Source organism: Pseudoduganella sp. RAF19, from assembly GCF_052114165.1.
Lineage (GTDB): Bacteria > Pseudomonadota > Gammaproteobacteria > Burkholderiales > Burkholderiaceae_D > Rugamonas.
Genome location: NZ_JBFREF010000002.1, coordinates 312,888 through 335,342, shown reverse-complemented (window position 1 = coordinate 335,342; position 22,455 = coordinate 312,888). Strand labels below are relative to the sequence as shown.

Annotated in this window: 17 protein-coding genes; 5 read left to right on the top strand and 12 right to left on the bottom strand. The window is 61.9% G+C overall.

Translation table 11 applies throughout. The annotated features are described in order from the left end of the window. Window positions 1–83: 83 nt before the first annotated feature. Together AB4Z19_RS06165 and AB4Z19_RS06160 are read right to left on the bottom strand one after the other, a co-directional pair. Window positions 84–2,468 carry an EAL domain-containing protein gene (locus AB4Z19_RS06165; protein WP_442034669.1) on the bottom strand — a complete coding sequence of 795 codons (2,385 nt, stop codon included), beginning with the start codon at window positions 2,466–2,468 and terminating at the stop codon, window positions 84–86. Between the two features lie 8 nt (window positions 2,469–2,476). Next, complete coding sequence (locus AB4Z19_RS06160; RefSeq protein WP_442024432.1) at window positions 2,477–3,109, bottom strand: methylamine utilization protein; 633 nt, start codon at window positions 3,107–3,109, stop codon at window positions 2,477–2,479. A 119-nt stretch (window positions 3,110–3,228) separates the two neighbouring features. Between AB4Z19_RS06160 and AB4Z19_RS06155 the strand changes: the two genes are divergently transcribed. Continuing rightward, on the top strand, window positions 3,229–5,055 hold the full coding sequence (locus AB4Z19_RS06155) for a GGDEF domain-containing protein (RefSeq protein ID WP_442024430.1): 1,827 nt from the start codon (window positions 3,229–3,231) through the stop codon (window positions 5,053–5,055). Here the strand turns inward: AB4Z19_RS06155 and AB4Z19_RS06150 are convergent. The 6 genes from AB4Z19_RS06150 to AB4Z19_RS06125 all read right to left on the bottom strand — a co-directional run bounded on the left by AB4Z19_RS06150 (window position 5,052) and on the right by AB4Z19_RS06125 (window position 10,849). Continuing rightward, window positions 5,052–5,408: a hypothetical protein gene (locus AB4Z19_RS06150; RefSeq protein WP_442024428.1), complete on the bottom strand. Its 357-nt coding sequence runs from the start codon at window positions 5,406–5,408 to the stop codon at window positions 5,052–5,054. The genes AB4Z19_RS06155 and AB4Z19_RS06150 overlap by 4 nt on opposite strands. A gap of 70 nt (window positions 5,409–5,478) precedes the next feature. Next, window positions 5,479–6,405 carry an SEL1-like repeat protein gene (locus tag AB4Z19_RS06145; RefSeq protein WP_442024426.1) on the bottom strand — a complete coding sequence of 309 codons (927 nt, stop codon included), beginning with the start codon at window positions 6,403–6,405 and terminating at the stop codon, window positions 5,479–5,481. Window positions 6,406–6,492: 87 nt separating this feature from the next. Beyond that, window positions 6,493–8,484 carry a TonB-dependent receptor gene (locus AB4Z19_RS06140; protein WP_442024424.1) on the bottom strand — a complete coding sequence of 664 codons (1,992 nt, stop codon included), beginning with the start codon at window positions 8,482–8,484 and terminating at the stop codon, window positions 6,493–6,495. A gap of 90 nt (window positions 8,485–8,574) precedes the next feature. Then, entirely contained in the window at window positions 8,575–8,925 is a 351-nt protein-coding gene (locus AB4Z19_RS06135; protein WP_442024422.1) for a DUF2946 family protein, read from the bottom strand. A gap of 30 nt (window positions 8,926–8,955) precedes the next feature. Next, window positions 8,956–9,588, bottom strand: a complete 633-nt coding sequence (locus AB4Z19_RS06130) for an exonuclease domain-containing protein (RefSeq protein ID WP_442024420.1) — start codon at window positions 9,586–9,588, stop codon at window positions 8,956–8,958. A 10-nt stretch (window positions 9,589–9,598) separates the two neighbouring features. Beyond that, entirely contained in the window at window positions 9,599–10,849 is a 1,251-nt protein-coding gene (locus AB4Z19_RS06125) for an Hsp70 family protein (RefSeq protein WP_442024418.1), read from the bottom strand. 151 nt (window positions 10,850–11,000) lie between these two features. Here AB4Z19_RS06125 and AB4Z19_RS06120 point away from each other — a divergent pair, with 151 nt between their 5' ends. Beyond that, the gene (locus AB4Z19_RS06120) at window positions 11,001–12,095 is read left to right on the top strand and encodes a LacI family DNA-binding transcriptional regulator (RefSeq protein WP_442024416.1); all 1,095 of its coding nucleotides are present in this window, start codon (window positions 11,001–11,003) and stop codon (window positions 12,093–12,095) included. A gap of 51 nt (window positions 12,096–12,146) precedes the next feature. On the opposite strand, the gene cphA is transcribed toward AB4Z19_RS06120, so the two are convergent. Both cphA and AB4Z19_RS06110 read right to left on the bottom strand, forming a co-directional pair. Further along, a complete protein-coding gene (cphA, locus tag AB4Z19_RS06115; protein WP_442034667.1) occupies window positions 12,147–14,720 on the bottom strand; it encodes a cyanophycin synthetase in 2,574 nt (857 codons plus the stop codon). A gap of 16 nt (window positions 14,721–14,736) precedes the next feature. Beyond that, the gene (locus AB4Z19_RS06110) at window positions 14,737–16,914 is read right to left on the bottom strand and encodes a cyanophycin synthetase (protein WP_442027621.1); all 2,178 of its coding nucleotides are present in this window, start codon (window positions 16,912–16,914) and stop codon (window positions 14,737–14,739) included. Window positions 16,915–17,021: 107 nt separating this feature from the next. On the opposite strand from AB4Z19_RS06110, the gene AB4Z19_RS06105 reads away from it, so the two are divergent. After that, window positions 17,022–19,307 (top strand): cyanophycin metabolism-associated ABC transporter, encoded by a 2,286-nt coding sequence (locus AB4Z19_RS06105; protein ID WP_442034665.1) that lies wholly within the window; start codon window positions 17,022–17,024, stop codon window positions 19,305–19,307. Continuing rightward, the gene (locus tag AB4Z19_RS06100) at window positions 19,294–19,764 is read left to right on the top strand and encodes a cyanophycin metabolism-associated DUF1854 family protein (protein ID WP_442034663.1); all 471 of its coding nucleotides are present in this window, start codon (window positions 19,294–19,296) and stop codon (window positions 19,762–19,764) included. The genes AB4Z19_RS06105 and AB4Z19_RS06100 overlap by 14 nt, the downstream gene beginning before the upstream one ends. On the opposite strand, the gene AB4Z19_RS06095 is transcribed toward AB4Z19_RS06100, so the two are convergent. Continuing rightward, a complete protein-coding gene (locus AB4Z19_RS06095; RefSeq protein ID WP_442028112.1) occupies window positions 19,761–20,672 on the bottom strand; it encodes a PhzF family isomerase in 912 nt (303 codons plus the stop codon). The two genes, AB4Z19_RS06100 and AB4Z19_RS06095, sit on opposite strands and share 4 nt — an antisense overlap. Window positions 20,673–20,767: 95 nt before the next feature. Between AB4Z19_RS06095 and AB4Z19_RS06090 the strand changes: the two genes are divergently transcribed. Continuing rightward, a complete protein-coding gene (locus AB4Z19_RS06090; protein WP_442028114.1) occupies window positions 20,768–21,661 on the top strand; it encodes a LysR family transcriptional regulator in 894 nt (297 codons plus the stop codon). Here AB4Z19_RS06090 and fnr read toward each other — a convergent pair whose 3' ends face one another. Continuing rightward, complete coding sequence (fnr, locus tag AB4Z19_RS06085) at window positions 21,662–22,396, bottom strand: fumarate/nitrate reduction transcriptional regulator Fnr (protein WP_442028115.1); 735 nt, start codon at window positions 22,394–22,396, stop codon at window positions 21,662–21,664. It abuts the gene before it with no gap. Window positions 22,397–22,455: the final 59 nt, after the last annotated feature.

The following is a 22,455-nucleotide window of genomic DNA, read 5'->3' as shown; positions in this document are numbered from 1 at the left end:
GACGTCTCCTGCCGCTGCGGTCGAGCGATCATAGCGCGGATTTTGACAAATTTGAAAGCTTCCGCAGGGGCCTGCGGCGCTTTTTATTCGGCGAAAGTGGCCGTTGCGTGCACCGGCGAACGCCAGGCTTCAACCCAGCCCGCCAACTGATCGGCTGCGATCGGACGGCTCATGAAGTAGCCCTGGCCCTGGTCACAGCCCAGGCGGGCCAGCATGTCCCAGGCTTCCTGGCTTTCCACGCCTTCCGCCACCACACGCAGGCCCATATTGTGGCCAAGGTCGATGGTGGAGCGCACGATCTTGGCATCGCCCACGTCTTCCACCATATTCAGCACGAAGCTCTTGTCGATCTTGAGTTCATCGACCGGCAGGCGCTTCAGATAAGCCAGCGAAGAATATCCGGTACCGAAATCGTCAATCGACAAATCGCAGCCCATGGCGTGCAGGCGCTCCAGCGTTTGCTGCGCGCGCACCGGATCGTCCATGATCGCGCTTTCCGTGATCTCCAGGCAGAAGGAGCCCGGCGACACCTGATGGCGCGCGAAGATGCCTGCGAACTTGAAGGGCAGTTCCTGGTCCAGCAGGTCGCGGGTGGACAGATTCACCGAAATCTTGAGGTGGATGCCCTTCATCGCCAGTTCGTGGCACAGCTCCGCCGAACGCTCCAGCACCCACTGAGTAAGCACGCGAATGAAGCCGGTCTGCTCCGCGAACGGAATGAACTGGTCGGGGAAAACGTTGCCGCGTTCGGGATGCGCCCAGCGCACCAGCGCTTCCGCGCCCACCACGTGGCCGTTGCCAAGCGCGATCTTGGGCTGCACGAACAGGCGGAACTCGTTACGTTCGACTGCATGGCGCAGTTCCGTCATCAGCGACAGGCTTTGTTCACTGCCCTTGTCGATATCCGCGCTGTACACGACTGCACCATCGTGGCGCTGCTTGGCGGCGTACATCGCCACCTCGGCCATGCTTAGCAGCGTTTCGCCATCCTTGCCGTGATCAGGGAAGCCTGCAATACCAATGYCGGCGCCGATGTCCACCATCTGCTCGTCCAGCGACAGCGGCGTTTCCAGCGCGGTCAGGATTTCGGAGGCAATGACGATGGCATGATCCAGTTCCGCGCCCGGCAGCAGCACCGCGAATTCGTCCCCACCGAGTCGCGCCACTTGCGCCGCAGTGTGGCGGCGGTTGGCCAGTTGATGCAGCAGGCGGCCTGCCACCTGCTTCAGCAAGGCATCGCCGAAGCTGTGGCCCATGACGTCGTTCACGTGCTTGAAACGGTCCAGGTCCATCATCAGCACGTACAGCGATTCGCCGCGCTTGCGGGCCGCCGCGATGGAGTCGTTCAGCAACAGCAGGAATTGCGCGCGGTTCGGCAGATTGGTCAGCGTGTCCCAGTATGCGAGACGGCGAATCTCCTGCTCGCGCTTGGCGATACCGTCACGCATGCTGTTGAAGGCCGTGGCCAGGTCGCCGATTTCGTCCTCGCGCTTCACTTCAATCTGCGCCTTGTAATCGCCCTTCTCCAGCTTTTTGGCGGTGTCGGCCAATTCGGTCAGCGGCTGCGCAATGCGCTTCGCGGTCAGCACGCTCGCCACGGCGGATACCACCAGCCCGGCGATCGTCAGCGCAATCAGCCAGCGCTCCAGACGCGCGTATTCGGCGGTCGCTTCATCGATCGAGCGGCCCAGCACGACCACGGCGCGCTGGCCGTTGTCTTCGCCGATCGGCAGCAATCGTACCCGGAATTTGTCGCCGCCAATATCCAGGTCGAAGCTGTCGCCGTTGGCGCCCGCCATCTGGCGCGTCACATCGGCCACGCTGGCAGGCGGCAGCGTCGACGCCACCGGCAGCCAGCCACCTTTCTGGTCCATGGTCAGGATGGTCGTCTGCAGCGAAGTGATCTCGTGCATCTCGCGCGCCAGGCGTTCATCGATCGGGAAGGCCATGACGACCCAGCCGATCGTGATCGGTGCCTTCACCGGAATCACCACCACCTGGTAGGGACGCTGGTCCACCATGGCGATGCCGCTGGCGCCTTCGTCCTGTTCCGCCTTATCCAGCAGGCCGAGCACCATTTTTTCCAGCGCTGCGGATTGCGCATCGTTGGTCGACGCCACGATCTTGCGCTCCCCGCTGACCAGCATCGACAGCGATGCCTTGATGCGGCGGCCATGATTGGCCAGCGCCGACACAATGGTCGCGCGGTCGCTTYCATCCGTATTGCCGATGGCTGCCAGCAGACCCGCATCGCGCGTCAGCAGGCGCGCACCGAAGCGCAGGCTTTGCGCATTCTGGTCCATCAGGCGCGTGAACACCTTGGCGCCGTTACCCAGTTCGGCACTGATCGAATTGCGCGCATTGGTGTTGATGCCGCGCTGGATGACCAGCAGGCCCACCACCTGCACTACCACCAGCAGTACAAGGAACAGCGTAACAATCCGGCTCTCAAGGCTACGGAAGCGCATGGGCACTCTCAATAGTTGCTCGTTGTATCCGCGTCACGCACGGGCGGTTTAAGGGTGATTTTGAAGTTGGCACTGGATGCGCCGTCGGCTTTCACAGCCACTTGCTGCTCCAGCGGGTGTCCGCCGGTAATGTCGGGATGCCAGGCTTTCAGCACGTATCTGCCTGCTGGTGCATCGACCGTGGCCGAACCGCTTTCATCGGTCTTGGCGAAGTACGGCGTATCGACAACGCGCACATAAGCGACCATCTTGTCGTGGATATTGCAGCCCAGGACCACCGTGCCTGGCTTGTCGAAAGTCTGCGGATCGGCAGTCGTGCCGCTATACAGTTTCTGGTCGAATTTGTGCGCCGGCGAGAAAGAGTAAATGTGGTGGCGCACCTTGTCGTTATTCGGGAAGTAGATCTTGCTGCCAGTCTGAACCACGGTTACCAGCGGAATGAATTTCAGGCCCTTCTGGCTGATTTCGCCCGGCTTATGAGTGGCGGGCAGCGCCGCGCCGCCATCGGCTTCCGCATAGACCACGGCATCCTGCACTGGCTTGCCTGCGGCATCGGTCACCTGGACCACGATGTTTGCGCTGGCAGCAGCGCTCACGCCACAGAAAATTGCCATCGCAGCAACGTGTAACAATTTCGGCATCGGGATTTCCATCTGGTAAAGGATTTCCCTATTGTAGCGCCCCGCGCGCGGCTAAGGCAGGGAAATTCTCTTGCTGCAAGTCATTAAGTTGTCACATTCAGAAATTAACATTCTGCGCCATGACCCCGCCCTCTGCCCTTCTTCCGTCCAACGTGAGCTATCTGCGACCTACACCGGATGAGCAGCTGGGCCAGCATTTGCTGGACATTATCGCCCGCCGCCAGCTGACCGCCCTCTTCCAGCCTATCGTGGACATGAAGACGGGCGACATCATCGCTTACGAAGGCCTGATCCGCGGCCCGTCCGACAGCCCGCTGCACGCGCCGATCAATCTGTTCCGCGCCGCCCGTGCCAACAATCTGGCGCGTGAAGTCGAATATCTGTGCCGCCGCGTGGTGCTGGAGCGCTTTGCCGAGCTGAAGCTACCAGGCAAGCTGTTCCTCAACGTCAGCCCGGAAAGCCTGGTGCTGCAGGATGGCAGCAGCGGCGAAACTTTGGGCTACATCGAAGAAATCGGCATCAATCCGGCCAACGTCATCATCGAGCTGACCGAAAACCAGCCGACCTACGACTACGAGCTGATGCGCGAGGCGGTGCTGCACTACCGCAAAATGGGCTTCAAGATTGCGATTGATGATCTGGGCGAAGGCTTCTCCAGTCTGCGCCTGTGGTCCGAGCTGCGCCCGGAATACGTGAAGGTCGACATGCACTTCATCCAGGGCATCAATGCCGATCCGGTAAAGCTGCAGTTTGTGCGCTCCATTCAGGAGATTGCGGACAAATCCAACACCCTGGTCATCGCCGAGGGCATCGAAAAGCAGGCCGAGCTGCTGGTGCTGCGCGACCTGGGCGTGGCTTTTGCGCAGGGCTATCACCTGGGACGCCCCCACGCCGCACCTGCCAAAGCTGCGCCTGCCGAAGTGGTGAAGGCTTTGGCGCGTAATGGCGTCGCGGTCTATCCGCAGCGCCAGGCCAAGAACGCCGCCAGCATCCAGAAGCTGCTGCACCAGGTGGACGCTGTTCCGCCAAGCATGAACAATAATGAAGTCTACGAGATTTTCCTCGCCGATCCGAAGCTGCTCATTATTCCCGTGGTGGATCGCGATAAGCCAATGGGCCTGGTGTCGCGCTTCGAAATGATCGACCACTTCGCGCGTCCTTACCAGCGCGAGCTGTATGGCAAGAAGCCCTGCACCCTGTTCATGGACAGCAAGCCGATCATCGCCGACAAGGACACCAGCCTGCAGGATCTGTCCTGCCTGATGGCCGAGTCCGACGCCCACCACCTGTTCAACGGCTTCATCATCACCGAGCAAGGCCGCTATCTGGGCATGGGCACCGGCCACGATCTGATGCGCGAAATCACGCAGATGCAGATCAACGCGGCGCGCTACGCCAATCCGCTGACCCAGCTGCCGGGTAATGTGCCGATCAACGAACACATCGACCGCTTACTGGAAAGCGGTACGCGCTTCTGGGTCTGCTACGTGGACCTGGACCACTTCAAGCCCTTCAACGATGTGTACGGCTACCGCCGCGGCGACGATGTGATCCAGCTGACCGGACGCATCCTGACCCGCCATTGCGATCCCAACCGCGATTTCGTAGGCCACATCGGCGGCGACGATTTCATGATCCTGTTCCAGAGCGAAGACTGGGAAGAGCGCAGCCGCGCCGTGCTGGACGAGTTCGGCGCCGGCATCGGCGAGTTTTACAGCCTGGAGGATCAGGAACGCGGCGGCTATATCAGCGAAGACCGCCAGGGCAAGAAAGTGTTTTATTCGCTGATGAGCCTGTCACTGGGCGCAATCAAGGTCGAGCCGCATCAGTTCTACTCGCATCATCAGATCGCCACCTGCGCGGCCGAAGCAAAGAAGCAGGCCAAGAAAATCCACGGCAACAGCCTGTTCCTGGACCGCCGCCGCGAACCGCACAACGCACGCTAGCGCCCGGCGCTGCGGCCGGCCATCGTTTCCTCCAGCCGGCCGGTTTCGACCCAGCCATGCGATTCGCGCCCCGTTTTCGGGTGCGTGTACACGACTTCAGTGAAGGTGCCGTATTCGTAGAACGCCGTCAGCGCATCGCCCGGCACCACAAATAGCTCACGCTGGCGGCAGGCGCTGTCCGGCGCGGAATGAAAATACAGCCGCTCATGCCCCTTCACGCGACGGCCTGCCTGCCAGTCAGGCACCTTCACCTGCTCAGCTCGGCTGGCCACCAGCACCGCGCCACAATCCACCGGCGCAGCACTCACCACACCCGACGCAACCGCAAGCAATAAAAGTAGACGAAAAGACATTTCGCAATGCTGCCATGGAATGGACTGACTGGCAACGATTTAGTCATCGTTCCAACTGCCGGGAGCGCCTTCAGCTACGGGAACGCTCGTCGCTGGACTCGGCGGAGCGGGCGAGCCACATGCGGGAGCGGACAGGGTCGCGGCGGACGCCGCGGCCGCTGCCGTACATGCCGCCCAGGTTGTATTGGGCCAGCGGATGGCCCTGCTCGGCCGCTTTACGATACCAGCGCACCGCTTCGGCGTCGTCCTGGTTCACGCCCTGGCCGTTGGCGTACATGACGCCGAGATTGTTCTGGGCGCTGGCGTCGCCTTGTTCGGCGGCGCTGCGGTACCAGGCGACGGCTGCGGCTTCATCCTTCGGCACGCCATCGCCATTGGCGTACAGCACGCCCACGCTGAATTGGGCGTTAGGTGCACCCTGCTCCGCCGCCAGCCGATACCACGTCAGCGCTTGCGAAGGATCACGCTGCACGCCGGTGCCGCTCGCGTACATCGTCCCAAGCAGATATTGGGCCGCCACCTCGCCCTGCACAGCCGCCTTGCGCAGCCACGCCGCCGCCAGCTGCACATTGCGCACCACGCCGGTGCCATTGAGATAGGATTCGCCCAGCAAGGACTGGGCACTGGGCACCCCCTGCTCAGCCGAGCAGCTGAACCAGTTGGCGGCGATTTCGTCGTTCTGGGGCACGCCGCGGCCCTTGCGGTACATCTGCCCAAGATTCTGCTGCGCAGAGGCTTCACCCTGGCGCGCGGCACGGCGGAACCAGTGGACTGCCTCGGCGTCGTTGCGGCGGGTGCCACAACCGTTGTAGTACATCGCACCGAGGTGGTTTTGCGCGAAAGCGATGCCCTGATGGGCCGAGCGGCGCATCCACGTAAAGGCCTTGCGCTCGTCCTTCGCGACAGCCTGGCCCCGCTTGAAACACAGGGCCAGGTTGAACTGGGCGTAGGGATCGCCGCGTTCCGCTGCTTCCAGGAACCACGAATACGCACTCATGGCTGCCTCCCTTTAAACAACCAACAAAACGTTATCTAAAGTTTAATTTTGAAGCTCCGGCAGCCTTTGCGCGGCGTCAAACGTGGATCAGAACTTGGCTCTCACACCGAAAGAAACACCGCGGCCAGCCAGTGGCGACACATCCTTCAGCAGCGAAGTCGATACGCGAATCTCTTCGTTCAGCAAGTTCTTGCCGATCAGATAGTACGTCAGATCATAGTTGGCAAACTTCTGGGTGTAGCTGAAGTTGGCATCGAGCTTGTTATACGAAGGCGTCGGCGTGGTTTCCCAAACAGCCAGGCGGTCCTGCGACTGCGCGTGCGTGAGCGACATACCCGCACGCCACACGGCAGTGCGATAGCCAACGCTGGCGCCGACGCGGGTCGCTGGTTGCAGCGGCAGGCTGCCGCCCTGGTCCAGCGAGCCGTGCGAGTTGTCCGCAAACACGCGGCCGTTCCAGCCCATGCCGTGCGGGTTGTACTCCACCTCGCCTTCCGCGCCGCGCACGGTGGCATTGGCTTGCTCGAACAAACGCTGGCGGAAGTCGCCGCCCGGATTGCCTTCATCATCCAGCATCACATCGGTGATATGGCCATAGATGAAGTCATGCACCTTGTTCTGGAAGACGTTGAGCTTCCATTGAATCAGCCCGGTGTTCTTTTGCAGATCCAGTTCGACATTGTTCGAGGATTCCTTGCGCAGATTCGGATTGCCGATGTCGAAGGTGATGGTCGCATCGTGCGGGCCGCCGGAATACAGTTCTTCCGTTGCCGGTGCGCGCTCAGCGTGCGAGAAGGTCGCGCCGACGGCATAGCCGGGCATGAACTTCCACATCGCGCCCACCGAACCGGAATTCAGGTCAAACGAGCGCTCGATATTGTTGACCGGCGTGCGCTTCACGTTTTCAAAACGCAGGCCCGCGTTGACGCGCACAGGACCGAAGTCCTTCTCTTCAACGATAAAGCCCGCATACGATGTCGAATGCGTGGTCGGCACGGTATCGGGACCGCCGTCAACGCTCAGGGCGGAGAAATGGTTGTTCTCTGTCTGCGCACCGAACGTGCCGTGCCAACCCAGCACTTCCTTATGCGCCAGCTCAACGCGCGACTCCAGCGAACGGTTGGTGAACCTGGTGGCAGGCGTGCCGTCCGTCTCCAGTTCGGTGTGCTTATAGTCGGTGTAGCCCGCTTTTACGCGCACGGAATCGAAGCCGGCGAATGGCGACTTGACCAGGCTGTCGAAGTCATAGCGGTTCTGCTTCTGGTCGATCTTTGAACCTTCTTCGGTCGGAATGCCGTACAGGTTCTTCAGCGTGCTGACGGACACGCCGGCATAACCCCAGTCGTCAACATAGGAAGTGCCCAGGCCCGCAGTCTTCTCGCGCGTTTCGGAGTGCGGCAGGCGGCCGCTGCCCGAAGCCGGATCATTGGCGATGCGGTAGCCGGGAATCTCGTAATCGCTGGTGTAGCGGATGCTGCCATCGGCATGCAGTGCGAATTTGCCTGCGGTGCCATCGACCGTGCCATTCACGCTGCGGCCTTCATCGACCGTGCTGTAGCGGGTTTCGATCTGGCCGGTAGGCTTCGGTTCGAGATTGGTCGGAATGCGCTCATTGACCACATTGACCAGGCCACCAATCGCGCCGGAGCCATACAGCAGTGCCGCCGGACCGCGCAGGATTTCAATCTGGTGCGCCACCGTGCCTTCAGCCGCCACCGCGTGGTCGTTCGACAGGCCGGACACGTCCGACACCGCCATGCCGTTCTCCAGCATCTTCACGCGCGAGCCTTCCATGCCGCGGATGATGGGGCGCGATGCGCCGGCGCCAAAGGCGGACGAGGAAACGCCCAGCTCATTCGACAGCGTCTCGCCCAGCGAGTTGCCGACCTTGTCGCGCAGCTCATCGCCGGCCAGCACTTTGGCCGGTGCGAGAATCTGATCGCCTTCGTTGGTGCGGAATGGGCTGGCCGTTACGACAACCTTCTGAACATCGGCATCGGCCGCGCCGTCATCGGCGTAAGCGAGCGTGGAAATAGCGGAGAGAACGGCGCTGGCCAGCAGCGTGCGTTGGATTTTCATTCAAATACCTCAAGCAATAGGAAATAGACAGGCTGCGCTTTCGGACGAGCAAACGCTGTCCGGCAAACGCGGAATTACGTGATGCAGCTGTCAGGCTTGAGGTGGCGCGCGGGAACGGAAGACGCAGACGGTACGCTCACAGGCGGGAGCGGCGTCGGCGACGATGGCCACGGGAGCTTTGTGCTCCATGGCCGGGAAAGTAAAGGAAGGGGTATCAAGCGCGGTCGCCAGCTGGGCGAAAGCAAGACACTGTCCGCAATTCTGATCGAGGGCAATGCCGCCGCGCGAAGTGCGCGAATCATCGCTGTCCTGCGCCTGCTCAGTCGAACCGTGGTGCAGATAGCCGGAAATGTGCGACACCGCGTGAATAGCCCCCAGCTGCTGGGACAGAACCAGCAGAAGCGCGACTAAGACGTGAACGATGTTGCGGCGAAACTTCATCCCGCTATTGTAAGCATGTTTTTACATTTGTCACAAGGTTGCCTGTGTTGCGCATTGTTTCTGCAACCAGGCAGGCACCTTCGCGGCGGCTTGCTTGTTCACGCCGGCCAGCAACTCCGGTGTCACCTCAACAATGCCATACGTCGATGCGATGTGACGTCCGATATGCAGCAGCACTTCCGCGGTCACCTCCGCGTCAGCCTCGGCGCGGTGAGCCGCGCTGCGGAAGCTGATGCCCAGGCGTCCGCTGAGCTGACCCAGCTTGTAGCTGCCCAGTTCAGGGAAGACGCGGCGCGCCAGCTTGAGCGAACAGATGGTGCCGACGTGCGCGGGCGCGCGCCCTACGCGTTCCGCTTCCGCGCGCAAGAACTTCTCATCGAAACTGGCGTTATGCGCGGACAGCGGATCGCTGCCGATAAAGTCCAGCAGCTGCGGCACTACTTCGCTGGCAGACGGTGCGCTGTCCACCATCTGCTGCGTGATGCCAGTGAGTCCGGTGATGAAGGATGGAATGCGCACGCCGCAATTCACCAGCGATACAAAGCGCTCGGTGATGCGGCCGCCTTCAATGCGCAGCGCCGCGACTTCGGTGATACGGTCGCCCATCGCTGGCGACAGGCCGGTGGTTTCAAAGTCAAGCATGACGACAGGTCTGGACAGCACGCTCGTCTCCTCAACCGAATTTGCGTACGGCGTCCAGCGCGAGGCCCGCGCCGATACTGCCAAACAGATCGCCTTCCACCTTGCGCGCGCCCGGCACCAGGGCCGCGATGCGTTCGCGCAGCAGACGCACGCCGCTGGAACCACCGGTGAAGAAGACGGTGTCGATCTGGTCCGCGTGCAAACCCGCATCGGACAGCAGCTTTTGCACCGTCTGCTCGACCGAACCGACCAGGTGATTGATGGCGCCGTTGAACGTTTCGCGCTGTAGCTCCAGCGTGACGGCGGGATGCAGGCGCTCCAGATCCAGCTTGACGGTGTCGGCATCGGACAAGGCGATCTTGCCTTCCTCAACCTTGATCGCCAGCCAGTGGCCAGCGCGCTCTTCGACCAGATTCTGCAGGCGCATCAGCTTGTCCTGCTCGCGCGAATCGCGCACCAGCTCATTCAATTGCGCCTGCATCTTCTTGGTGTAGGCCAGATTGATGGTGTGCCAGGTCGCGAGATTGAAATAGTAGCTGGACGGGATCTCGGCGCCGCTCAGCAGCTGCGAGCCGTAGCCAAGCAGCGGCATTACCGCCGCAAGGCTCAAGTATTTATCGAAGTCCGTACCGCCGATGTGCACACCGCCGGTGGCGAGAATATCCTGCAAGCGCTCTTCGTGCCTGGCGCGTTCCGGCGACAGGCGCACCAGCGAGAAGTCCGACGTACCACCGCCGATGTCGGCAATCAGCACCAGTTCTTCGCGATCGATCTGCGACTCGTAATCGAATGCCGCGGCAATCGGCTCGTACTGGAAAGCGATATTGCGGAAACCGACGCTACGCGCAATTCCGGCCAGCGTATCTTCCGCCAGTTGATCGGCGGCTTTGTCGTCGTCGATGAAATGCACCGGACGGCCCATCACCACGGATTCGAACTTGCGGCCCGCCGCATGCTCCGCGCGGTGCTTCAGTTCACCGATGAACTGGGACAGCAGCATTTTGAACGGCAGCGCGCGTCCGCCGACTTCAGTCTGTCCCTCCATCAGGCTGGTACCCAGCAGGCTTTTCAGGGAGCGCATCAAGCGGCCCTCATAGCCCGCCAGATATTCGGCCAACGCGGCGCGGCCGTAGGTGACCTCGTCGTCATCGACGTTGAAGAAGACCACGGAAGGCAGCGTCACTTTGCCATCCTCCAGCGGCAGCATGAGGGACTCGCCGGGACGTACCCAGCCCACGGTGGAATTGGATGTGCCGAAGTCGACACCGCAAGCGTTCGCCATGGATTACGGTCCTTAATGCTGAAGGGGCGGTATTTTAGCACCGACGCGACAGTTCGCCGCCGAAAACCGGGAATTTAATTGCCATGCGACAAGTTATGTCTTATTCTCAGAAAAACATATTTATTACAGACAACATGCCGGAAAGGCAGGAATGCGGAAGACGAAACCCTCACCAGCACTCGATGCAGCGGAACACAAAGCGGCCATTCTTCAGGAAGGCCGCCGCGTTACGTCGTATGACGTCGCGCTGCTGGCTGGCGTGTCGCAGTCTGCCGTCTCCCGCTGCTTCAAGCCGGGCGCCAGCGTTTCGCCGGAGACCTATGCCCGCGTGATGAAGGCCGCCGAAGGGCTGGACTATATTCCGAATGCCGCCGCGCGCAGCCTGATCACGCGCCGCTCGAATATAGTGGCTGTCATTATTTCCAATGTTGCCAATCTCTACTACCCGGAAGCGCTCGCTGAACTGAGCCAGCAACTGAGCCGGCGCGGCAAGCGCGTGCTGCTGTTCACCATGCAGCAGGAATCCGATGTCGAACATATCCTGGCTGACGTGTGGCAGTATCAGGTGGATGGCGTGGTCGCAGCGGCGCGCCTCACCGAAGCGCAGATTGCAGAATTCGCACGGCGGCGCATGCCGGTGGTGGTCTTCAACCGCAACCAGCGTGAAGGCGGCGTGAACAGCGTGGTGTGCGACCAGTACGAAGGCGGACGCATGCTCGCCTCGCGCCTTGCCGGGACGGGACACCGCCAGTTCGGCATCATCGCAGGGCCGGTCGATTCTTCCGTTGGACGCGAACGCCTGCGCGGCGCCAGCGATTATCTGGCCGAATTCGGCTTGCCCGAACCAGCCATCGTCACTGGGCAATTCGATTACAGCAGCGGCGCGCGCGGCTTGCGCGAGCTGATAACGCGCCTCGGCAAGGCGCCGGACGCGATCATCTGCTGCAACGACATCATGGCCATCGGCGCGCTGGATTGCGCGCGGCATGAGCTGGGGATTGATGTGCCCGGACGCATGTCCATCGTCGGCTTCGACGCGGTGGAGCCGGCCTCGTGGGCCAGCTACAAACTGACCACCTTGCGGCAGCCGATCCAGAAGATGGCACTCTCGGCAGCCGACCTGCTGTGCACGCTGATCGAATCCGAAGCCACCGGCGCCCCCGAATCGCGCGTCTTCGCGCCCCAATTCGTCGACGGCGAAACAGCCCGCCTCATCCAACTCCCCGAAGCCATCCTCGCCGCCTAAGCGGATCAGATCCGGCCCAAATAAAAAAGCCCGCCGGAGCGGGCTTTTTGTTTAGCCGGCGGCGATGCGCTTGGCGATGTGGTTGAGTGATTCCTCGACCTGGTCGACCAGGATCAGGCACAGGTCGCCCTCTTTCAGACGGTCCATCGCGGTGTCGATGGCGATGAATTCACCCGTGATCTGGTCGATCTGCCTGGTGCGCGTTGCACCTTCCAGTCCCTGGCGCAGCAGGCCTACCACTTCACCGTCAGCGCGGCCGCGCTGGCAGGCGTCCTGGTATAGGATCACGGAGTCGAAGGACTTGCCGAGAATCTGAGTCTGCTCGCGGATGTCTTCATCACGGCGGTCGCCCGCGCCCGAAATCACCACGGAACGCTGGCCAGCAGCCGGCATCGCCTCCACCGCCTGCACCAGTGCCAGCATCGCATCCGGATTATGACCGTAGTCCGCAATCACAGTCGCGCCGCGGTAGTTGAAGATGTTGAAGCGGCCCGGCGCGTTGTGGCTGTCGGTGGTGAAGGTGCGCAGGCCTTTGCGGATCGAATCCCAATCGATGCCCGCCGCCCATGCTGCGGCCACCGAAGCCATGGTGTTCTCTACCTGGAAGCCGATGGTGCCGTTGAACGTGATCGGCACATCCGCCAGCGGAATGCGCTGTTCGAACTTGCCTTCGGCAGCCACCAGTTGACCATCTTCCACATACACCACGCGGCGGCCCTGCGCCTTGTGGGTGGCGACCACGGGATGATAGCGGTCGGCGCCGAAGAAGGTCACCTTGCCGCGGCACTTGGAGGCCATCGCCGCCACGATAGGATCGCAGGCGTTCAGCACCGCCACGCCGTTTTCGTCCACGTTCTGCACGATCACGCGCTTCAGCACCGCCAGGTCTTCCACGGTGGTGATGTAGTTCAGGCCCAGATGGTCGCCCGCGCCGATATTGGTCACAACGGCGACCTTGCAGCGGTCGAAGGCCAGGCCTTCGCGCAGGATGCCGCCGCGAGCGGTTTCGAATACCGCCGCGTCCACGTCCGGATGCGTCAGCACATTGCGGGCGGAGCGCGGACCGGAACAGTCGCCGGAATCGATCTGGCGGCCGTTGACGTACACGCCGTCGGTATTGGTCATGCCCACGCGCAGGCCGGAAGCAGCGATCAGGTGGGCGGTCAGGCGCACCGTAGTGGTCTTGCCGTTAGTGCCGGTCACCGCCACCACTGGAATGCGGCCATCTTCACCGTCCGGGAACATGGCGTTGATGATCGCTTCGCCAATCGGACGGCCCTTGCCGTAGGAAGGCGACAGGTGCATGCGCAGGCCAGGCGCGGCGTTCACTTCCACCACGCCGCCGTTCTGGTCTTCGATAGGACGCAGCACGGAATCGCACACCACGTCCACGCCACAGATATCGAGGCCGATCATCTGCGCCGCTTCCACGGCGCGTGCCGCCACTTCAGGGTGCACATCGTCGGTCACGTCGGTTGCAGAGCCGCCGGTGGACAGATTGGCGTTGTTACGCAGGATCACGCGCTGGCCGTGCGACGGCACGGAATCGGCAGCCAGTCCTTGCAGGGCCAGGCGCGCCAGGGCGATATCGTCGAAACGGATCTTGGTCAGCGAAGTCGCGTGGCCGGAACCGCGGCGCGGGTCGGCGTTCACGATGTCGACCAGTTCGCGCACCGAGTGCACGCCATCGCCCACCACATGCGGCGGATCGCGGCGCGCAGCAGCCACCAGCTTGTTGCCGATGACGAGCAGGCGGAAGTCGTGGCCGGCCAGGAAGCGCTCAACCAGGATATCGTCGCGGAATTCGCGCGCCGCGTTGAAGGCGGCGATGGTTTGTTCGCGGGTCGTCACGTTGACGGTCACGCCCTTGCCCTGGTTGCCGTCCTTCGGCTTCACCACGACCGGCAGGCCAATTTCCTGTGCAGCGGCCCAGGCGTCTTCCGCGCTGTCCACGGAACGGCCGATCGGTACCGGCACGCCGGCGGCGTCCAGCAGCTTCTTGGTCAGTTCCTTGTCCTGTGCGATGGATTCGGCAATCGCGCTGGTGGAGTCCATTTCAGCAGCCTGAATGCGGCGCTGCTTGCTGCCCCAGCCAAAGCTCACCATGGAGCCTTCCGTCATGCGGCGGAACGGGATCTTGCGCGCCACGCCGGCATACACGATGGCGCCGGTGGACGGGCCAAGGCGCACGTCTTCATCCAGCTCGCGCAGCTCGTGCAGTGCGGCAGCCAGGTCGAATGGTGTATCGTCCATGGCGGACTTGATCAGCTTTTCGGCCAGTTCAACCGCCAGGCGGCCCACCGCTTCTTCCGTGTATTCGACCACCATCTGGTAGATGCCATCTTCCACGGTTTGCGTGGTGCGGCTGAAGGTCACCGGGCAGCCCGCTTCGGCTTGCAGACCAAGCGTTGCCAGTTCCAGCACGTGGGCCATCGGGATATTGTCCGCATGGCCGTCCGGCTGCAGCTGAGCCAGACGCGGGAAGCGCTTGCGCAGGCGCACTTCGAAGCCGGAGATCTTGTCTACTGCGCGCTCTTCCGGCGGGCAGGACACGATCGCTTCAACGGCGGTGTGGTGGCTCCACAGATTAGGACCGCGCAGGGCGCGGAGGCGAATGACTTCCATTTAAGGGTGTTCCTGTTCAGTTTTTCTTGGTGTTCCACTCGTAGGTGCGCAGCGCCGCGCCGATCAGGTCCGGCGACAGGCCCATGGCCCACCCGGCGCCAATCGCGGCCAGCACAGCCTCGCGGCTTTCCTCGTGCCCCTTCGGCAGGCAGGACAGCGGCAGGGTCGCGATTTCATCGTTACCTTGCGCCATCACGAAGCCTTTCTCGCTCAGGAAGACTGCACGTTCGCCATCTTCGCGGTGCGCAGCCAGGGCAGGCACTTTGCCATCCAGGCCGTAGAAGATCACGTCGCCGTCGCACAGTTCGGCCAGTTCGGCCACTTGCGCGTCGGATGCGTTCAGCACCGCATGGCCTTCCGGCAGCACCACGTCTACTTGCGTACGCAGCACGTTGTACATCTGTTCCGGGCTGTTGATGTAGAACTCGGCCAGGTCCTCATGCCCCTTGGCGTCGGTCACAATGCCGATGGTGCACTTATCGTAGGAGAAGCCGTCGGTCAGGATCATGCGATTACCGTTGGCGAACACTGCCGCTTCCACGTTCTTGTTCAGCAGCAGGCGCTGGCCGGACTCCCACTCAGCCAGCGGGCCGCGCGCCACGTGGCGGCCGTTCAGGTACACGCCTTCTTCGCAAGCGGTGCCAACATAACGGCCGCTCATTTGCAGCAGCCAGGAAGTCAGACGCGCGATCAGCGCGGTGTGGCGGCTGCCCGCGACGCCGATGATCGGAATGCGGCCATCTTCTTCCGGTGCGAACAGCTGGTCCACGATCGCGGCGCCAACGTTGCGCACCTTGCCACCCGCTGCAGGCTTCAGGTGGGCCAGCAGGCCAGGGCTTGCGTTCACTTCGATGATGGCGCCGCCCTGCTCTTCCAGCGGACGGGAAATGTCTTGCGCGACCAGATCGATGCCGGCGATGTCCAGGCCCACTACGCGAGCGGCCAGCGCAGCCATCTCGGCCACGGCCGGGTGCACATTGTCGGTCACGTCGTTGGCCACGTTGCCGTTCAGCTGAATCAGCACCTTGCGGCCCGCTTCCGGGACGGAATCCGGGGTCAGACCCTGGCGCTGCAGGTCCAGCAGTACCTCTTCGGACTCGCGCGGCTGCACGATATTCAGCGGATGTTCTTCGGTAGTACCACGGCGCGGATCGGTGTTGATCTGGGTATCCACCAGCTCCTGCACGCTCAGCTTGCCGTCGCCATTCACCCACAGCGATTCGCCCATGGAGGCAGCGACTACGCGGCGCCCCACCACCAGCAGGCGGTGCTCGTTACCGAGGATGAACTTCTCCACGATCACGCTCTTGCTGCCGCCACGCGACACGGCGATGTCATAGGCTTGCTTGACGTCGGTTTCGGACATCAGGTTCAACGACACGCCACGGCCATGATTGCCGTCATACGGCTTCACGGCGACCGGCAGGCCGATATCCTGGGCTTCTTCCCATGCCTCGTCGGCGCTCTTGACCAGCGTGCCTTCCGGAATCGGCACGCCTGCCGATTTCAGCAGGTCCTTGGTCATGTCCTTGTCGGAGGCGATGCCTTCGGCAATGGCGGAAGTAAAGTCGGTTTCCGCAGTCCAGATGCGGCGCTGGCGTGCGCCATGGCCAAGCTGGACGAGATTACCATCGGTGAGACGGATATGCGGGATCTTGCGGTCGGTTGCGCCGTCCACGATATTGCTGGTGCTTGGACCGAGGCACAGCGACTCGACCATTTCCGTCAGCTTGGCGACGGTCGCGGCGAGGTCGTAGGGCTGGTCTTCGATGGCAGCCATCATCAGATCCTTGCCGGCGACCAGCGCGGCGCGGCCAACCTGTTCCTGGCGGGTGCGGAACGCCATCTTGTAGATGCCGCTGCCTTCGGCGGTCTGGCGCGTCTTGCCAAAGCCGGTACGCATACCAGCCAGGTTTTGCAGCTCCAGGACCACGTGTTCCAGAACGTGGCCAACGTAGGTGCCGTCGCGCAGGCGTTCCAGGAAGCCGCCGCGCTCGCCGACACCGCAACGGTGTTCCAGCAGTCCGGGCAGCATGGCGGTCAAGCGCTCGTAGAAACCGGGAAGTTTATTGGACGGCAGGTTTTCGAACTCACCGATGTCCAGCCAGGTTTCGATCACAGGCCGATAGGTCCAGATGTTAGGACCACGCAGGTGCGTTGTGCGGAGAAACTCGATATCTTTCTTCTTTGTCATGTTTTTGCTCTACTACCTCTTGCGGTATACTCCGCCCGTCCACTATTTTCCCACTGTTTTGCGATTCTTGCCACTTGGCAAAGCTGTCGCATGGAGCAAGTCACATAATGATAACAAACCAACTTTCCTCTGAACTGAGTTTGACCGAACTGCCGGAAGTCTGGCGCTCCGAAGCTCAGTTGCAGCTTTCTTCAGGGGAAAACGTTTTGAGCGCCCTCGAGGTTGACCTTGACGCCAAGCTACACTTCAACAAAGGTCTGGTTATCCTCACAGAGCGCCGCATTATGGCACGCGCACCGGGGGAAACGGTATGGCGTGACTGGACTTATCGCCGCGGTATGTCGCTCAAACTGCACGATCACGCCGGCGTAGGCCATCTGGAACTGGTCGATGATATGGGCCGTCTGGCGTCCTGGCGCTTCACTCTGGGCCAGAATCTGCTGGCGCAGCGCCTGTCCGAAGCCTTCGTACGCCTGCAGGATGCCTTCGTCAACGGCCAGCCGCCGGTCAAAGTTGAAGATCACTCCTGCCCCACCTGCAAAGCGCCGCTGGAACCGGACCAGGAAGAATGCCCGGTCTGCACCAAGGTGGTTTATACGCCGCCTTCGACCTGGACCCTGTTCCGCCTGTGGCGTTTCGCCAAGCCTTACCGCTGGCCGCTGGGCTTCGGCTTCGCACTGATGCTGCTGTCCACCGGCGCGCACATGATCCCGCCTTACCTCAGTAAGCCGCTGATGGACGATGTGCTCATTCCGTATCAGAACGGCAAACCGGTCGATGTGAAGCTGGTCGCGATGTATATGGCGGGCCTGACCGCATCCGCCGTGCTGGCCTGGATTCTGGGCTGGGGCAAGACTTATGTGCTGGCCCTGGTGTCTGAACGTATCGGCGCCGACCTGCGCACCACGACCTATGAACACTTGCTGCGCCTGTCGCTGGAATACTTCGGCGGCAAGCGTACGGGCGATCTGATGTCGCGTATAGGTTCCGAATCGGACCGCATCTGCGTCTTCCTTTCGCTGCACTTGCTGGACTTTGCCTCCGACTGCCTGATGATCATCATGACGGGTGTGATCCTGTTCAGCACCGATCCATGGCTGGCCTTTGTAACGCTGGTGCCGCTGCCTATCATCGCCTGGCTGATCCACCTGGTGCGCGACAAGCTGCGCACCGGCTTCGAGAAGATCGACCGTGTGTGGGGCGAAGTGACCAACGTGCTGGCCGATACGATTCCCGGCATTCGCGTGGTGAAAGCCTTCGCGCAGGAATCCCGCGAAGCGAACCGCTTCCGCATGGCGAACAAGCACAACCTGGCTGCCAACGATAAGTTGAACAAGGTGTGGTCGCTGTTCTCGCCAACCGTGTCCTTCCTGACCGAACTGGGCATCCTGGTGATCTGGGTGTTCGGTATCTGGCAAGTATCGAAGGCCAACATCACCGTTGGTACGCTGACGCTGTTCGTGACTTACTCGACCCGTTTCTATGGCCGTCTGGATTCGATGAGCCGCATCGTGTCGGTGACGCAGAAATCCGCCTCCGCTGCCAAGCGTATCTTCGATATTCTGGACCACGTTTCGAGCGTGCCGGAACCTGCACAGCCGCAGAAGGTGACCAAGGTGGAAGGCAATATCACCTTGCGCGAAGTGGGCTTCCGTTACGGGAACCGCTCCGTCAACCGCGGGGTGAACCTGGATATCAAAGCCGGCGAAATGATCGGCCTGGTGGGCCATTCCGGCTCCGGCAAGTCCACCCTAGTCAACCTGATCTGCCGCTTCTACGACGTCGCGGAAGGTGCGATCCTGCTGGATGGCGTGGATATCCGCAACTATGCGGTGTCCGACTACCGCCGCAATATCGGCCTGGTGCTGCAGGAGCCTTTCCTCTTCTTCGGCACCATCGCCGAGAACATCGCTTACGGTAAGCCGGAAGCCACGCGCGCCGAAATCATGGCTGCCGCTCGCGCGGCCCACGCGCACGACTTCATCCTGCGCCTGCCGCAGGGCTACGATTCGATCGTGGGCGAGCGCGGACAGGGCTTGTCCGGCGGTGAACGCCAACGTATTTCGATTGCCCGTGCACTGCTGATCGATCCGCGCATCCTGATCCTCGACGAAGCCACAGCGTCCGTCGACTCCGAAACCGAAAAAGAAATCCAGAAAGCGCTGGACAATCTGGTGGCGGGCCGCACCACGATTGCGATTGCGCACCGCCTATCCACGCTGCAGCGCGCCAACCGCCTGGTGGTGATGGACCGCGGCCAGGTTGTAGAAGAAGGCCCGCACGAAGAATTGATGGCGCGCGAAGGCGCCTACTACCGCCTGTATCAGGCACAGGCACGTAACGTCGATACCGACCTGGATGACAAAGCAAACACCCGCCATGACGATAACTAATTTCACCCTGCACCGCGACAGCTTCGGCCGCCTGAACCTGACCGACGCCGCAGGCACGCTGTACGAAAACGTGGCGCCGGTACGCGCTTTCCCGATCCAGGCGCCGGAAGAAGGCCTGTCCCTCGTCAACACCGATGGCAAGGAGATCGCATGGCTCGATCACCTGTCCGACCTGCCATCCGAGCAGGCGGACATGGTGCGCGAGGACCTCGCGGGCCGCGAGTTCATGCCGGTAATCCAGACGATCCAGAGCGTGACCAGCTACGCCACACCCTGCACCTGGAAGGTCAAGACCGACCGCGGCGACACGGAATTCGTGCTGCGCGGCGAAGAAGATATTCGCCGCATTGGCTCGGTGTCGCTGCTGGTGTCCGACACCCACGGCATCAACTTCCTGATCCGCGACCAGTTCAATCTGGATAAGCACAGCAAGAAAATCCTCGACCGCTTCCTCTAAATTTCTGTTCGAAACAGGATGACGGCGTCGCCGGCAATGGTGACGCTTTTCGGCGCGCCGCCGCTTACGGCCACGCGCACATACACGATGCCGTCGCGGCGCATGGCGTGGCCCTGATGTCCCTCGAAGTTCAGTTCGTGCTCACCGTGCGGCATCAGACTGTGCTTCACCAGGTAGGCGCCCAGCGGGCCGTTGGCGTTACCCGTGACCGGGTCCTCGGCAATGCCGATCGCCGGTGCGAACATGCGGCCATCCGTGCGCTGCGCGCCGCTGATCACAAACGGAAACCAGCCGTTGCAGCCAAGTTCAGCGCTTAACGCCGCCAGCGCTTGCATGTCGGGCTTGATGGCGTCCAGCGGATAGTTGTCGCGCAGCGGCACCATGACCTTTGAATGACCAGTCGACACCACCTGCACCGGCTGTCGGCCGGGCATCGGCGCCAGGGCTGCTGCGCCGACTTCCAGCCGCAGCGCGCGCGCAATCCTCTCGCGCCACGTATCGTCCAGCGGCGGACCAAAGCTGATTGCACCCTGCTCGATCTCGATCCGCCAATCGCCGCCATCGCGCACAGCAGTTACGCGTTGCAGTCCCGCGCCGGTGCGCTGGATAAGGCTGGGCTTCGCCGCCGATCCGGCCACGGCACTACGAACATGCGCCAGAGCGTAGTGCGCTGCGATGGTCGCATGCCCGCACACCGGCACCTCCACAGTCGGCGTAAAGAAGCGCACCCACACGTCGTGATCCGGCGCGGTTGGACGAAGCACGAACGCCGTCTCCGAATGTTTGAGTTCGCGCGCAATGTCCTGCATCTCCGCTTCGGACAGCCCATCCGCATCCAATACAACGCCAGCCGGGTTGCCGCGGAAGCGCGTACGAGTGAAAGAATCGATATGAAAGAGCTGGGGCATGACATCTCCTTATGCAAAGCCCCAGCATAATTGTGCTCATGACTAGCAACAATACTGATGATTATTGATACACTCTCTCGTAAATCGGGAGAATCATGAGCACTCTAGACGACTATGCGACATTCATCGCCATCCTGGACGGCGGTTCGCTGACGGAGGCCGCCAGGCGTACCGGCCGTTCGCTGCAAGCGGTAAGCCGCTCGCTGGCCGAACTGGAAGCGGAAATCGGTACACAGCTGATTCAGCGCACCACGCGCCGCCTGCAAGCCACGCCTGCCGGCGCAGCCTTCCTTGAGCGTATTCGGCGCGCGCTGGCCGACATCGAAGCGGCTCGCGAATCTGCCCGCCGCGACGGCGACAACCCGCGCGGCAAGCTGCGCGTGGCAGCGCCTGTGCTGTTCGGCGCGACATGGCTCACGCCAATGGCCGCCAGTTTCATGCAGCGCTGGCCTGAAATCGACGTGGAATTAGTGTTGAGCGAACGGCATGCCGACCTGGTCGCCGACAAGCTGGATCTGGCAATCCGCGTCGGTGAACTTCCGGATTCTTCATTAAAAGCGCGCAAGCTGGCGCAGCTACGCCGTGTGTTCTTTGCATCGACGGCGTGGATTCAGCAACACGGCCGTCCGCCACACCCGGACGAACTCGCCGCCCTGCCCTGCGTCCTGCGCAACACAGGCGCAGACCGCAAGCAATGGCCCGCCACGATCGGCGGCAAAATTCATCACATCAAGGTAAAAGGCCCATTCAGCGCGAACGATGCCGCCGCAGCCAACGAAGCTGTCGCCTGCGGACTCGGCGCCGGCATGGCGCCTTTCTGGCAAATACGGAAAATGCTGGACGAAGGCCGCGTCGAAATCATTCTGCGGGAATTTGAGCCGCCGCCAGTGCCGATTCACGCGCTATGGCCGAGCGGCCGCGCGCTCCCTGCACGTACACGGCTATTCGTCGACCACCTGGCCGTGCAATTTAGTGCAGTACGCTGGTAATCAGGCTGCCCGTGCCACCGGGATGACGTCGGCTGCCATACCGCTGGACAGCGCCTCAAGGCGTGGACGATCAAGAATCTGAAGATCGCGGTTATTCAGCGCGATCAGGCCATCGCCGCGCAAACGCGCCAGCTGACGGCTCACGCTTTCCACGGTCAAGCCAAGATAGCCCCCGATGTCCTCACGCGACATGCGCAGCTGGAAGGTGGTGGACGACAAACCGCGCTGCGCATAACGGCCGGAGAGATTCAAGAGGAAAAGCGCCATGCGCTGCTCGGCGCGCATATGGCTCAGGAACAGCATCACCGACTGCTCGCGTTGAATCTCGCGGCTCATCGTGCGATGGAACTGCTGCAGCAGCACTGGCACCTGCATGACCAGCTCCTGCAGCCGGGCGAATGGAATCTCGCAGACTTCACTGTCCTCCAGCGCCACTGCATCGACCGTATGCATGCCACCGCCGATGGCTTCCATTCCCAGCAAATCGCCGGCCATGTGAAAGCCGCCAATCTGCTGCTCGCCGCGCTGATTGACCTGCGAAGTCTTGAAATGACCGAAACGCACCGCAAACAGGCTGTTGAAAGGCTGGCCGGCGGCATACAGACGCTCATCGCGCGGCACACGGCGGCGTCGGGCAATGATCTGGTCCAGACGGGCCACATCATTGTCATTCAGGCCTTGTGGCAGGCAAAGCTTATTAAAACTGCACAGCGAGCACTTCGCGACGGTCTTCATTTTGCGGCTCCAGATAATCGGCACCGCCAGTATCGCCGCTGGCCGCCCGGAAGAATATC